Raw genomic sequence first — 13271 nt, forward strand, 5'->3', positions numbered from 1 at the left:
AAAGCTAAGCGGGAACCGATAATAGAGCCATACGGCATGGGCAATGATCTCAGCGGGAAAGCGGTGGCGTCTGAAGTGGACATGCGGGGCTTCGGTCATGAAAACCCGATACCAAGTCAATTCCAACCAGGCGGTTAAGGCGACGCCACCCCGCCGCCTTCCCGATACCGCTGGAGGCACCGGTGACAAATGCGGTCTTCTGCCCTTTTGATGCAAAGGTTACCATTGGCTTTCTTCTCGATCTGGCGTGCAACATCCGTCCGCACAGCCTTGGGAATTGTCAGGGATTGATGATAATCAGTATGAAAGGGGCCGCGCCGAGGTACGGCCCCAGTATGGCTCAACGACCGGGAGTCTCGGTAAGGCGCGGATAGTCGGTATAACCTGCAGCACCACCACCATAGAGCGTCGCCGGGTTCATCTCAGCCAAGGGCGCGCCGCTTTGCAGCCGTTCCACAAGGTCCGGATTGGCAATGAACGGGCGTCCGAAGGCGATCAGATCCGCCTTGCCATCGGCCAGATGCGATGTCGCAAGCTCGAGATCAAAGCCGTTGTTGGCGATATAGGCTTTGCTGAAGCGCCGGCGCAGCGATCCGTAGTCGAAGGGAGCGACGTCGCGCGGGCCACCGGTCGCACCTTCGACGACGTGAACGTAGGCGATGCCGAGCGCGTCGAGCTGATCGACGATATAGTCGTACTGCGCCTGGGGATCGCTGGAGGAAATACCATTGGCGGGCGAGACCGGCGAAATCCGGATTCCGGTGCGCTCAGGCCCGATTTCCCGCGCCACCGCGGCGGTGACTTCAAGCATCAGACGCGCGCGGTTTTCCACGGAACCGCCATAGGCATCCGTTCGGACATTGGCGCCGTCCTTGGCGAACTGCTCAAGCAGATAGCCGTTGGCCCCATGAACCTCGACCCCGTCGAATCCGGCCTTAATGGCATTGGCGGCAGCCTGGCGGAAGTCGTCGGCGATGCCTGAGAGTTCATCGATCTCCAGGGCGCGAGGCTCGGACACATCAACGAAGGCGTTGTTGACGAAAGTCTTGGTCGCGGCGCGAATGGCCGAGGGCGCCACCGGCTGGGCGCCATTCGGCTGCAGGTCGACATGGCTGATGCGGCCGACATGCCATAGCTGCAGGACGATGCGTCCACCCTTTTCATGCACGGCAGCGGTCACTTTGCGCCAGCCGTCTATCTGCGCCGGGCTATAGATGCCGGGCGTGTCCTGATAACCCTGGCCCTGCTGCGAAATCTGGGTCGCTTCGGAAATGATCAGTCCGGCCGAAGCACGCTGGGCGTAATACTCGACGGTCAGGTCGCCGGGCACGAAACCCGCGCCGGCACGGTTGCGCGTCAGCGGCGCCATGACGATCCGGTTTAAAGGGCGATGTCGCCGAAGGTGGCGGGTTCGAAAAGCGTGTTGCTGGTCATGATATACCTGTGATGTGTCTTCTGTAGCGCCGTTGGCGCGCTGACTGGCCGATGCTCAGGCGAGCGTGCGATAGCGTTCGGCGGGGAGCGCGTTCACGAGATTGCCGAGCATGGCCTTGCGCGCGCCATCGAAGGCGTCCCACTGGCCGACATCGTACAACGGCGGAATGGTCACCGGTTCGCGGCGGTCGAACCCGACCAGGGCCGCATCGACCAGATCGCCCACTTCCATGACATTGCTCATGGCGTCCACGTCGGCGCCGACGTGATCCCAGATCTCGGTACGGGTGGTGGCTGGAAGCACCGCCTGGACATAGACGCCCTTGGACCCCAGTTCGTGTGCGAGCCCCTGCGACAGGAAGAGCACGAAAGCCTTCGTCGCGCCGTAGACCGTCATGCCGAATTCCGGCGCGAGGCCGACGACCGAACCGATATTGACGATCGCGCCCTCGCCGGCCTTGGCAAGACGCGGAGCAATCGCGCCGGCAAGCCGGACGAGTGCGGTGGCGTTGAGCGCCACGAGCTTGCTCATGTCATCGACGCTCTGATCGACGAAGGATCCGCCGATCGCCGTTCCGGCATTGTTTACGAGAATGCCGATGCGCGCATCGTCACGCAGTCTGGTCTCGACCTTGGCAAGATCCGTCGCCTGGGTGAGATCGGCCGGGAGAATACCGACCGTCACGCCGGTTTCCTGGCGCAGACGGCTGGCAAGCGCTTCCATGCGCGCCACGTCTCGGGCGACCAGCACGAGATCATGTCCGCGACGTGCGAACCGCTCGGCATAGGTTGCGCCAATGCCCGTGGAGGCGCCCGTTATCAGGACTGCGGAAACTTGACTCATCGGATTGCTCTTTTCTGTCATTGATCCTATATTCATGATCATCATCATGATTGGATCTAAATATGATGGCCATCATGTAAATGTCAACGGCCATCGCGGAGAATTTTAAAAATGAAGGTCAGCCGAGAACAGATGGCGGAGAACCGTCGCCGGATCTTGGACGTCGCCAGCCGGCTGTTTAAGGACAAGGGATTCGATGCGGTGAGCGTCGCCGAGGTCATGAAGGCGGCCGGCCTGACCCATGGCGGCTTTTATGGACACTTCACCTCGAAGGACGATCTGGTGGCCCAGACGCTGGCGCACGCGCTTGCCGCAGACAGTTTCGGAGACGGTGATTTCAGCGGTTTCGTCCGCTCCTACCTGGCGCCTCGTCACCGGGATAATCCCGGTAATGGATGCCCGACGGCAGGTCTGGCCGCCGCAATTCGCCACCAGACGCCCGCCGCAAAAGCCGCCATGACAGAGGGACTGCGGTCACAAATCGCCCGTATCGAGCAGGCGCTTCCGGACGATGGTGCAGTCGACAAGCGCCGGGCAGCGATCGGAAGCTGGGCAGCAATGGTCGGAGCCGTCATCCTCGCGAGAGCGGTCGATGATCCTGAATTGTCTGACGAGGTTCTTGAGCACACGCGCGAGTGGATCGACGCCAGTGTCGGCTAGCGGAATAAGATACTGGGCATTTCTGGTGCCTAACCTACGTCTGCTTCGAGGAAACGCTCGAACTTCAAGTACGGGCAGAAATGGAGGCGCAAAGCCGTCGTTGCGAGTGAACAACAGTTAGCTCGAGCAAGATGCCTTGCGCGCGTCTTCGCCTTGATGGGGATCGAACCGTCGGCCCCCACACAAACGTGGTCGATCAGCTTAGCGGCAGATTTTCTGGCCATTCTTGCGCGCCATGGAGTACGCGAAGAATTCGAACTGTCGTCTCGGCAACGGCGTAGGCGGCGATATAAGGCGTGCCATTTATGACGAGTTCGCGTGTCCCGGCAATTCGACCCAGGCGCCCACTGGCAGGAAAGTCGAGCAAGCGACGGGCGGCAGCGGCTATCCGTTCATCGATCAAGACGGCAGCGGCGGGATTATCTGCCTCGATGTATGTGAAGATGGCGTCACGATCCGATAACGCAAAAGCAGACCAAGTAAGTTTCACGATCCTGGCACACCAGCTTTAAGGTGGGCTGCCGCTCGACGTTTGGAAAAGTGCGCCTCGGCCTCGTCGTCCGATAAATCCGGTCGAGTATCGTTTAACGCTTCGAGCACCTTGGTCCTAAACCAGGCGTCATGCGCCTCACTGCCGGATAAAAGTTCAAGAGGCAGAGCGCCCTCGTTAGCAGTCCGGGTGAGCATGATACGAACCGCATCAGATACCGTGAGGCCCATGCTTTCAAGGACGGCAGAAGCACGATCCCGGACTTCGGAATCAATACGTGTTTGTACAAGAGCGTTTGCGGCCATGGCTGTCTCCATATTCAAGGAGAATGTAATGCAATTGAATGACGTTTTCCAGCTGAAATTTCGCGCCGTCATTCCGCGTTCACGCCTCTCTTAAATGCTCTTGAAGGGATACGGATCTAGGCTCAGGTCCCTATATATTGTTCGCAAGATGCGCTGCATGAGATTGGAAATCACCGTAATACTGGTGTAGGTCACGCACTGGAGCTATTAACCGTGTCGGTTTCCGTTATTGAAGGAGGTGATATGCAATAGATTCATCCGTCAAGCGATGAGTGAACTTATGAGTATATACAAAGTTTGCATTTCCGCGCTCGGCTTTTCATGTCGGTGCAAAGCGCCAATCCTGAGCTCGTAAAAGCGCAGTGTCGAGCGTTCACACGTCAGATGCCTATGATGTATTTCATTTTGCTCTCAAGCACCTGGGCGCTCGCAGTTACCCATTTGAGTTTGGCGCCATATTGGTTGACGCTCGGCGTGCCGTCACTGCTCACAGCAAATTCCTCTTCGAGATTTGCCTGCTTTAGAGCGCTTTCTATGCGAGAAGCGAGGTTGATCTTCTGTTCATGATCGGTGTCGAAAAGGACCGCACCGCCGCGCTGGCTCTTTTTTGCGTGGTAAAGTGCATAGTTGGTTTTCCAGCCAGTAGTGGACACCAGCGACGATTCGATCATCGGTTTTGAAGCTCTTGCGCGATGGGATAGCCCCACCTTGGGAACCGTGTCTCCTGCGTGCTTCATCCCCACCGCCGAAAGGGCCGGTATGGTGGGTGCGCTGACAAAGCCGCTTTTAAGGAAGGCGCTCGCCGCAGCCAGCTACTGGATCCGCCTTTGCACCTCGCATCCAACCTGTCAGCATACGACCTGAATTCGAACGAGAGTGTGTTAGCGATCATAGGCATTATCGAGAACAGCAACTTTGATCCCAAGCGCCTCGATCTTGAGATCACACAGACGGCTTTTGCGCACGATTTTGCCCAGATTACACATTCTGTCGAGACGTTGCGGCGGATCGGCTGCGGTATTTCACTGGACGACTTTGTAACGGGCTATTCCATTCTGACGCGGCTGCATGCGCTGCCGCTGACTAAACTTAGGATTGATCGGAGCTTCGTCGCCGACTTGCACCAAAAGCCTGCGAGCTACAAAATTGTGAAATCCCTTTTGACCTGAGTGCCGACATGGGGTTGGAAAGAACGCCGCGCCGATCTCGCCTATGGCGCTTGAAGCCGTCAAACGGATCGACGCCCTGTTCGATATCGAGCGGGAGATCAGCGGGCTCAGCTGAAGCTTTGGCTGCGATCTCCGCCGCCAGTTTATCCTCACCGGCGTCCGCTTCCAACTCCTCGGCCATGCGATCCGAAAATGGATTTCCCACGGCTTGCCTGTAGGTATCCATTTTAGCCATGTCGATCTGGCCTGCCCCCATTATGTGATCCGTTTGGAGTCTTAGTGCATGCTCGGGCTGATCCGCCCCAAGTTTCTGGACCAGCGGAGGCTGGAGTTTTCCGGCATCGTCAGGGAGGCGGGCTGGTTACGCCTTCCAAATTCATTAGCGAGATCGGCACGTTATTTCCGATCGCGCCATGTGGCCGAAACTCATTGTAGTCTCTACGCCAATCCTCCATCTTTTCGCGGGCGTCCGCAAGGGTCAGGAACCAATGCTGGTTCAGGCACTCCGCTCAGAAGCGCCCGTTGAAGGCTTCGATAAAAGCATTGTCCGTGGGTTTACCCGGCCGTGAGAAGTCCAGGATCACGCCCTTGGCATAGGCCCAAAGGTCGAGATCGCGGGACACGAATTCCGTACCCTGATCGACACGGATCGTCTTCGGATAGCCAACCTGGCGGCACACCCGTTCCAGCGTTTGCACCACGTCTTCACCGCGATAGCTGTGACGCGGATCAAGCACTGGCACGTAGCGTGAGAAGGTATCGACTACCGTCAAAACCCGCAGTTTCTTTCCGGTCGCGAGCTGATCGTGCACGAAGTCCATCGCCCACACGTCGTTCGGACCGATCGCCACCTGCCGATCTTCCCGAAGCTTTGCCTTGACCCTGCGCTTCGGCGTCTTGTTGCGCAACTGCAGGCCCAAGTCTCTGTAAATGCGATAGGTTCGCTTGATGTTGGTGGCCCAACCTTCGCGTTCCAGCAGCACATGCACACGACGATAGCCGTAGCGTACGCGCGTCTCGCAAATCTCCCGAATACGACGTTCCAGACCGGCCTGATCGGCACGGCGAGAGGTGTAGTGGTAGGTCGACCGATCGAGTTTCAACGCTCCACAGGCACGCCGGATCGAGATCATCCAATCCCGGCACATGCCCTTCACCACCTCACGCTTGCGAGCAGGCCTAAGAGCTTTCGCCGAATGACATCCTGCAGCATCTCGCGGTCCAGCGTCAGGTCCGCGACGATTTCTTCAACCGCGCATTCTCGTCCTCGAGCTGCTTCAGCTTCTTCATCTCCGGCGGCAACAGACCGGCGTATTTTTTCTTCCAGTTGAAATAGGTCGCCTGGCTGATCCCCGCCTTGCGGCAGATCTCCGCGACCGTCGCCCCTTCATTACCCTGCTTCAGAATGAACGCCTTCTGCGCGTCCGAAAACTGCGATGCCTTCATCGTCTTCCGTTCCTTTCCCAGCCAGGAAAAATCACCGGAAAACGCTAACCAAAATCGGTCCAGTTTGAAGGGTTCAGATCATGTTGAAGCCGGTACGTTTTGGCGAGGCCAGACCGCTGCTTCGGGTGCCGGCGGCTTATATCCCAGCGATGAGTGGGGCCGGACGATGTTGCAATGCTGTCTCTAGTTTTCGATGATGATCTTCGCCTCCTCGAGCGTATAGAAGATTTCGCCGTTGAGTAGTTCGTCACGGAGCTTCGAGTTGAGCCTTTTCGCAATAGCCCTTTTCCCAGGGACTGCCCGGCATGATGTAGGCGGTTTTCGCCCCGACTGCTGCGATCCACTCTTGGAGTACCTTGGCGATGAACTCCGGGCCTTTGTCGGAATGAATGTGCGTCGGGATGCTCCTTAGGATGAATAAGTCAGGCCTCACCACAAAACGGTCAGGCGATGGTCGTCATGCGGCATACGTCCTGACCTGGATGGTGTTCGTCAGGATCGCCACAAGCGCGGCTATCGCGTTAGCACATCCGCTTATCGCAATGGCCGGGAAGTAACTGTTACTAGCGTCGTGGATATAACCGGCGATGCTAGGGCCAATGAGCGTGCCAATCGCAACGCTCGTGTAAAGTATGCCGATCGTCCCCCCAACATTGTGTTGGCCGAAATGATCGGCGACCACTGCCGGCAGCACTGCGACCCAGCCGCCGTAGAACAATCCGAACAGCAAGGCGAAGGCGGCAAGGGCCAGCGGCCCGGCCGCGAAGGCCCAGACCGCAAGCGAAGCCGCTATACCTACATACATTGCAACCAGGAAGGTATCACGGCCCAAGCGATCCGCGAGCCCTCCAAGGCAGAAGCGACCCGCCGTGCTGCCAACGCCAATCGCGCTCAAGAGGAGGACCGCGGCGGTCGGAGAAATGTGGTGATCGACTGCAAACGGTACTAGATGAACGAAGGGAATGAACACGCCGATTGCGCTCAACAGGCATGCTACGTACATGCCGATAAATCGTGGGGTGCGTATCGCATCCTTGACCGAAACTCCCTCCCTTGCCGCCGGGCTCGCTATGCCGTGTTCAAGCACGGCTCCGTCCGGCAGGAGACCCCGTCGCCCCGGATCGCTTTCGAGCAGTAGTGAGGCGGCAACACCAACGGTTGCGGCCGCGCCACCGAGCACCAGGTAGGCTTCTCTCCAGCCAAGCGTCGATATAAGCCACGTCGCCAGAGGCGGCATGACAAGCGTACCGCACCCAATACCGCTGACCGCAAGACCCGATGCCAACCCGCGTCGCGTGATGAACCAACGCTGAACTGCGCCGAGGGCGGGCACATAGGAGCACCCTACGCCCAGACCTATACCGAGCCCGTAGGCCGCATAGGCTTCGGCGATGGTACGCGCCTGCCCCGCCAAGGCAAGGCCGAGCCCGACCAGCACCATCCCCATAACGCAGAGCGATCTTGCTCCAAATCGGTCTGCAAGAGGACCGGAAATCACGCCCAGGCAGAAGTACAGAAAGCCTGCAAACGAAAAGACGAGCGAGACCGATCCACGTGACGCTCCGAGATCTCGTTGCAAAACATCGATGAAAGCGCTGAAGGTGTAGGCGCTACCGAAGCCCACGAAAGTCAGCGTAAATGTTGCGGCGACGACGACCCAGCCGTAGAAGATGCCGCTGCGCTCCGGGGTTGCGTTCATGGTTGTCTACTCCTCAAGAGATTCTCGGGTGTCTTTGATGCCAAGCCGTGCGCCCCTGGAACGCAGCTCCAGCGCGCACCAAGGTTAGTTCCCGAAAATGACCGGCTAGGAGTTGAAGACCGATCGGCATTCCATCCTTTGCAATGCCCGCTGGGAAAGTAAGTGCGGGGTGGCCGCTCATATCGAGAGGGCATGTAAACCGTTGCAGCCTGGCAATCAGATCAGGCTGCTCACCCAGTGTCGCGATGGCGGCGAGCGTCAGGGGAGCGAACGGCTGGACCGGGGTCAGGATCAGGTCGACCGTCGCACATAGAACCTCGACTTCAGCGCGGAAAATCGCTCGACGCAGAAGTATCTGTTGATACTCAGCCTCCGAGACGGCTTTGCCCATTTCAATAACACCCGCAAGGATCGGCCCGTACAAAGCCCTGTTCTTCGCAAAGTAACGCTCGTGAACGACCGCCGCCTCCGCGGCGCAGTTCGGCACCCAATCGGCAATCATTTGCCTTACGTCGGGGAACGTGATTTCGACCATGTGCGCGCCGAGGTCGGAAAAAACGGCGGTAGCGGCTGCGAGAGCAGCCCGTGTCTGGGGCTCCACATCCTCACTATTCAACCGTGGATCAAAGCCAATCCGCAGGCCGTCGATCCCGCTGCGTGAAGCGGAGCAGAAATCCGGCACTGGTTGCGCCGCCGCGGTAGGGTCCTTCGGATCGCTCCCTGCAATGGCGCCAAGCATGACCCCTGCGTCGATGGCACTTCGCGCGATTGTACCAATGTGGTCGAGAGAGGGTGCGAGATCAAAGACGCCATGCCGGCTGACACGTCCCCATGTCGGTTTGAGGCCGGTGACCCCATTTGCGGCCGAGGGCCACCGGATCGATCCGCCAGTGTCCGACGCGATCGCACCGAAACAAAGGCCCGCCGCCGTCGCGACTGCTGAACCACTTGAGGAAATCCCGGCCCAGTAGTCCCCGTTCCACGGATTTACAGGCGGGGTTATTGCCGGATGATAGTCTGAATAGGCGCCCTCGGTCATTTGCGTCATGCCGATGATGATCGCCCCGGCCTGTTTCAGTCGTCTGACGACTGTGGCGTCTTCGTCCGGAATGAAGTTTTGATGGACAAGTGTGCCGGCACGGGTCCGTTGGCCCTCGACCCAGCATAAATCCTTGACGGCAATGGGAACACCATGCAGCGGGCCACGATAGCATCCGGCTGCGAGTTCTTCGTCCGCTGTTTTCGCCTGCTCTAATGCACTCGCTTCCATCACCTGCGAATAGGCGTGGAGGTCCGGATCTAGATCGGAGATGAGGTGAAGTTGGGCCTTAGTGATCGCCAGCGAGGAGGTGCCCCCATTTCTGATCGTGTCGCCGACTTCTGTGAGAGTAAGCAAAGTGAGGTCAGCCGAAGTCATCACCATTCCAACTGCCTCGGAACCGGGTATCGCATGCATTAGAAAATCTGCCTCCATCTAACCGCCCTCCCCTGTTCATGGCGAACAAGACAGCGGTGATGAAGCGTGATAGAGCATACCTACAGGGCTGCACAAACCAGATTTCCTCCTGCAAATAACATAGAAAATCTAATTCATGAATCGTGACATTCCACCGCTCAATGCACTGAAGGCGTTCGAGGCAGCAGCACGCCATCTCTCGGTCAAGATGGCGGCCGATGAGCTTTGCGTCACGCCCGGCGCTATCAGCCAGCTACTTAAGTCGCTGGAGGCTCATCTCGGGGTAAAACTGTTCAAGCGGGTGACACGCGGCATCTTCTTGACGGATGCGGGCCGGGACTATCTGCCAGCAGTCCGCAACGCCTTTCGACAGATCGCCGAGGCCACACGACGGGTCAGGTCATCCGCCGACGACGGCATATTGACGGTCAGCGCTACACCGTTTTTTACATCCTCCTGGCTCGTGCCACGCATGCAATCTTTCCGGGAAAGCAATCCCGATATCGATCTTCAAATCGTCACAAGCAGCGCCCTCGCGGACTTCTCACGCAGCAGCGTCGACGTCGCCGTGCGCCATGGTATCGGCCGCTATCGGGGCTTGCGCAGCGACCACATCATCGCCGTTGAAATGGTTGCCGTGGCGGCCGCCGGTCTCGTTGAACGCCTCGGCGCCCCCCGATGCGCGGCGGATCTGGTCGGCTGGCCACATGTCCAAGATGCCGATCGAAAGGGGTGGAGCCTTTGGTTTCAGGCGAATGGTGTGGAAGAATTCCGCTCCCCCCGCGGCCCCTCATTTGACGATAGCAGCCTTATTCTAAAGGCGATCCTTTCTAGTCAGGGAGCGGGGTTACTGCCCGTTGCAATGATTGCGGCGGAACTTGCGAGCGGCGACTTGGTGCAGCTCCTGGATGCCACTTTGATTGACGACCTTGCCTATTACTTGGTGTGCCCTGAGCATACACAGGACAACCGAAAGGTCGCGATCTTTCGCAACTGGATCCTGAATGTAAGTTGATGAGCGCATCGACATCAACCTTGCGGTGCGACCTGCCTGGTCGTCACAATCGAGACCTGGATCAACTTCACTAAGCTGGCTCATGGCCCCCGTTTTCCCCGGGTGACGGGTCGAGGTATGGCCTCATTTTTCTAATGGCTACCACCAGATATCGTCATTTGGCTTGGGCCTATGCAGCCTGTATCAACATGGCATCGGGTCGTCCACGATAGAGGCGGACAGCAAAAAGTACTGAGCATGGCAGGCTGCGGCATGGGCGCGGCTGGATTTTTCCTATGCCAAAACTGCGCGAACAGGTTGGTCTATGATTATTATCGTGAATTCCTTAAACGCCGCATTTAATATAATACTGCTGACCGCAGCAATTGCATTGGCCACGGTCCATAGTCTTACGGGAACCCTCCCAGATTATAACGCGCTGACACATTGGAAGCCATCACTTACTTCACGCCTCTATGCGAGGGACGGCTCGGCTCTCGCCGAATTTGCAAGGCAGAGGCGGCTTTTCCTACCACTTGAGCGGATTCCCGCACGGGTGCGTGCCGCGTTTCTCGCAGCGGAGGACAAGAATTTTTATCAGCATCCCGGTATTGACTTGCAAAGCGTCGCACGTGCGCTGTTATCCAATGTCGGGAAAGCTCTCTCCGGCGACCGGCTCGTCGGCGCCTCGACGATCACGCAGCAGGTCGCCAAGAATTTCCTGCTGAATTCCGACCGCACCTTCGAGCGCAAGCTCAAAGAGGCACTGGTGGCACTGCGGATCGACCAGAGTTTTAGCAAAGATCAGCTCCTGGAGCTTTATCTTAACGACATCTATCTCGGCGTCGGCGCCTACGGTGTGGCGCAGGCTGCTCTCAGCTATTTCGGCAAAGGCGTGGATGAACTCACTATTGCGGAGGCGGCCTATCTGGCAGCGCTCCCGAAGGGGCCGAACAACTACCATCCCCTAGACGCCCGCGAGAAGGCAGTCGGCCGGCGCAACTGGGTCATTGCGCAGATGCAGGAGAATGGGTTCATTCGCCGCGAAGAGGCCGCCAAGGCTGTTGAGGAGCCACTTTTGGTCAAACTCAACGATGACCGCCCGACCACGCCGCTGAACGATTATTTCACGGAAGAGGTGCGACGGTTCCTGCTTGCGCAATACGGTGGCGAAGGCCTCTACACCGCAGGCTTCACCATTCGCACGACACTCGATCCCTATCTCCAGGCGACCGCAATGCGCGCCCTGCGTAAAGCGCTGGTCGACTATGATGAGGCGAAGGGTTACCGCGGACCGGTCGCGCGGTTGACAGACGGTGAAACCTGGCAGCATGCGCGGAAAAGGACAAAGCCTCTTGCCGATGTTCCGGAATGGCAGCTCGCCCTCGTCACCGAGGTCTCCGCGAACGCATTGACGGTGCAGATCGATGGGACCGTGAGAGCGGTTCTCATGGACAAGGCAAATCGCTGGGCTTTGTGCCGGCCTTCTGACGGCCGCCGTCGCTGTGCCAACGATTCCTTTCCGGTCTTTTCAACGGGGGACGTGGTCTACGTTGAAGAAACGAAAGACGGATACCGCTTGCGTCAGCCCCCGGAGGTTCAAGGCGCGCTCGTTTCTATGGAGCCCAGTACGGGCCGCGTTATCGCCATGGCAGGAGGTTTTTCCTACGCGCAATCACAGTTCAACCGGGCGACGCAAGCCTACCGCCAACCCGGCTCGTCGTTCAAACCCTTCGTCTATGCTGCCGCACTTGATACCGGCTACACACCGACAACTCTTGTGCTTGATGGCCCACTTGCCATACCCGATGGTGCCGGACGCATATGGCGGCCAAAGAATTACGATGGTCGCTCTGGCGGACCGTCCACCCTACGTGTCGGCTTAGAGAACAGCCGCAATCAAATGACCGTTCGGCTCGCCAAGGCCGTCGGCATGGATGTCGTAGTTGATTACGGCAAACGCTTTGGCCTCTACGATCAACTGCAACCCTATCTGCCCATGTCGCTTGGGGCGGGCGAGACCACATTGATGCGCCTCGTCTCAGCCTATTCCGTAATCGCCAATGGCGGTCGAGACGTGCGCCCGTCGATGATCGACAGGATCCAGGACCGTAGCGGTCGCACCATCTTCCGACAGGACTCCCGGTATTGTCCAGATTGCAATGTATCGGCCTGGAGCAGGCAACCAGAGCCCGAGATCACAGACGATAGGGATTACGTCCTCGATCCGATGACAGCCTACCAAATCACCTCCATGCTGCAAGGCGTCGTTGAGCGCGGAACAGCACGCAGCGTAAAGGTTCTAGGCGTGCCGGTCGCTGGCAAGACAGGCACGACCAACGACGAGAAGGACGTCTGGTTCGTCGGTTACACACCAGAGTTGGTGACCGGCATTTTCATAGGCTACGACATCCCGAGGCATCTGGGCTCAGGCGAAACCGGCGGAGGGCTTGCCGCCCCAGTTTTCATCGACTTCATGAAGGTGGCCCTCGCCGGCCGCAAGCGCATTGAGTTCATCCCGCCGAAAGGCATGGCGTTCCACCGCATCGAACGACGCAGCGGCGTTCCGTCCGAGGGCACCGGCTCCCTCCTCGAAGCCTTCAAACCCGGCACAGGCCCTTGCGCGGCCAGCTGCGGCGTGATCGGCGAAGAGGACAGGGCACTCGATGTGAGCGATCGTCCTGAGGGTATCGACGAGCCCTTGCGAGCGCGCCTTCTCGAAAGTACCGGCGGGCTTTACTGACCATGGCAATCCATCGTCCTACCGTCGCGCA

The 13271-nt window shown here is 58.5% G+C and carries 10 protein-coding genes and 5 pseudogenes; 4 read left to right on the plus strand and 11 right to left on the minus strand.

All coding sequences use genetic code 11. From position 1 onward, the window contains the following. The 3 genes and pseudogenes from ACOZKU_RS23495 to ACOZKU_RS23505 form a co-directional block, all read right to left on the minus strand. A pseudogene (locus tag ACOZKU_RS23495) lies at window positions 1–99 on the minus strand (IS6 family transposase); the annotation flags it as partial. 241 nt (window positions 100–340) lie between these two features. Then, window positions 341–1434: pseudogene (locus tag ACOZKU_RS23500) on the minus strand (alkene reductase). A gap of 55 nt (window positions 1435–1489) precedes the next feature. After that, entirely contained in the window at window positions 1490–2278 is a 789-nt protein-coding gene (locus tag ACOZKU_RS23505; protein WP_421580915.1) for an SDR family NAD(P)-dependent oxidoreductase, read from the minus strand. Between the two features lie 111 nt (window positions 2279–2389). On the opposite strand from ACOZKU_RS23505, the gene ACOZKU_RS23510 reads away from it, so the two are divergent. Continuing rightward, a complete protein-coding gene (locus ACOZKU_RS23510) occupies window positions 2390–2938 on the plus strand; it encodes a TetR/AcrR family transcriptional regulator (RefSeq protein ID WP_421580916.1) in 549 nt (182 codons plus the stop codon). A 196-nt stretch (window positions 2939–3134) separates the two neighbouring features. Here the strand turns inward: ACOZKU_RS23510 and ACOZKU_RS23515 are convergent, their stop codons facing one another. From ACOZKU_RS23515 to ACOZKU_RS23525, 3 genes are all read right to left on the minus strand, one after another. Continuing rightward, the gene (locus tag ACOZKU_RS23515; protein ID WP_421580917.1) at window positions 3135–3428 is read right to left on the minus strand and encodes a type II toxin-antitoxin system RelE/ParE family toxin; all 294 of its coding nucleotides are present in this window, start codon (window positions 3426–3428) and stop codon (window positions 3135–3137) included. Beyond that, entirely contained in the window at window positions 3425–3733 is a 309-nt protein-coding gene (locus ACOZKU_RS23520; RefSeq protein WP_421580918.1) for a type II toxin-antitoxin system RelB/DinJ family antitoxin, read from the minus strand. Before ACOZKU_RS23520 ends, ACOZKU_RS23515 begins: the two co-directional genes overlap by 4 nt. A 380-nt stretch (window positions 3734–4113) precedes the next feature. After that, window positions 4114–4470 (minus strand): hypothetical protein, encoded by a 357-nt coding sequence (locus ACOZKU_RS23525; RefSeq protein ID WP_421581052.1) that lies wholly within the window; start codon window positions 4468–4470, stop codon window positions 4114–4116. On the opposite strand from ACOZKU_RS23525, the pseudogene ACOZKU_RS23530 reads away from it, so the two are divergent. After that, window positions 4379–4902, plus strand: a pseudogene (locus ACOZKU_RS23530) (EAL domain-containing protein). The gene ACOZKU_RS23525 and the pseudogene ACOZKU_RS23530 overlap by 92 nt on opposite strands. Here the strand turns inward: ACOZKU_RS23530 and ACOZKU_RS23535 are convergent. The 5 genes and pseudogenes from ACOZKU_RS23535 to ACOZKU_RS23555 all read right to left on the minus strand — a co-directional run bounded on the left by ACOZKU_RS23535 (window position 4823) and on the right by ACOZKU_RS23555 (window position 9521). Beyond that, window positions 4823–5158, minus strand: a complete 336-nt coding sequence (locus ACOZKU_RS23535; protein WP_421581053.1) for a hypothetical protein — start codon at window positions 5156–5158, stop codon at window positions 4823–4825. The pseudogene ACOZKU_RS23530 and the gene ACOZKU_RS23535 sit on opposite strands and share 80 nt — an antisense overlap. A gap of 88 nt (window positions 5159–5246) precedes the next feature. Next, window positions 5247–6348 (minus strand): annotated as a pseudogene (locus tag ACOZKU_RS23540) (IS3 family transposase). A 78-nt stretch (window positions 6349–6426) separates the two neighbouring features. After that, window positions 6427–6772 (minus strand): annotated as a pseudogene (locus ACOZKU_RS23545) (integrase core domain-containing protein); the annotation flags it as partial. Between the two features lie 33 nt (window positions 6773–6805). After that, entirely contained in the window at window positions 6806–8047 is a 1242-nt protein-coding gene (locus ACOZKU_RS23550) for an MFS transporter (protein ID WP_421580919.1), read from the minus strand. Between the two features lie 13 nt (window positions 8048–8060). Then, window positions 8061–9521 (minus strand): amidase, encoded by a 1461-nt coding sequence (locus ACOZKU_RS23555; RefSeq protein WP_421580920.1) that lies wholly within the window; start codon window positions 9519–9521, stop codon window positions 8061–8063. Window positions 9522–9639: 118 nt separating this feature from the next. Here ACOZKU_RS23555 and gcvA point away from each other — a divergent pair, with 118 nt between their 5' ends. Both gcvA and ACOZKU_RS23565 read left to right on the plus strand, forming a co-directional pair. Beyond that, on the plus strand, window positions 9640–10518 hold the full coding sequence (gene gcvA, locus ACOZKU_RS23560) for a transcriptional regulator GcvA (RefSeq protein WP_421580921.1): 879 nt from the start codon (window positions 9640–9642) through the stop codon (window positions 10516–10518). A gap of 304 nt (window positions 10519–10822) precedes the next feature. After that, complete coding sequence (locus ACOZKU_RS23565) at window positions 10823–13240, plus strand: penicillin-binding protein 1A (protein ID WP_421580922.1); 2418 nt, start codon at window positions 10823–10825, stop codon at window positions 13238–13240. Window positions 13241–13271 lie beyond the last annotated feature (31 nt).

Source organism: Shinella sp. M31, from assembly GCF_049199205.1.
Lineage (GTDB): Bacteria > Pseudomonadota > Alphaproteobacteria > Rhizobiales > Rhizobiaceae > Shinella.

Coding starts and splice junctions, on each gene's coding strand:
- ACOZKU_RS23505 (WP_421580915.1), bottom strand. CDS start 2,278: ATGAGTCAAGTTTCCGCAGTCCTGATAACGGGCGCCTCCACGGGCATT.
- ACOZKU_RS23535 (WP_421581053.1), bottom strand. CDS start 5,158: ATGGGGGCAGGCCAGATCGACATGGCTAAAATGGATACCTACAGGCAA.
- ACOZKU_RS23510 (WP_421580916.1), top strand. CDS start 2,390: ATGAAGGTCAGCCGAGAACAGATGGCGGAGAACCGTCGCCGGATCTTG.
- ACOZKU_RS23525 (WP_421581052.1), bottom strand. CDS start 4,470: ATGAAGCACGCAGGAGACACGGTTCCCAAGGTGGGGCTATCCCATCGC.
- ACOZKU_RS23550 (WP_421580919.1), bottom strand. CDS start 8,047: ATGAACGCAACCCCGGAGCGCAGCGGCATCTTCTACGGCTGGGTCGTC.
- ACOZKU_RS23555 (WP_421580920.1), bottom strand. CDS start 9,521: ATGGAGGCAGATTTTCTAATGCATGCGATACCCGGTTCCGAGGCAGTT.
- ACOZKU_RS23520 (WP_421580918.1), bottom strand. CDS start 3,733: ATGGCCGCAAACGCTCTTGTACAAACACGTATTGATTCCGAAGTCCGG.
- ACOZKU_RS23565 (WP_421580922.1), top strand. CDS start 10,823: ATGATTATTATCGTGAATTCCTTAAACGCCGCATTTAATATAATACTG.
- gcvA (WP_421580921.1), top strand. CDS start 9,640: ATGAATCGTGACATTCCACCGCTCAATGCACTGAAGGCGTTCGAGGCA.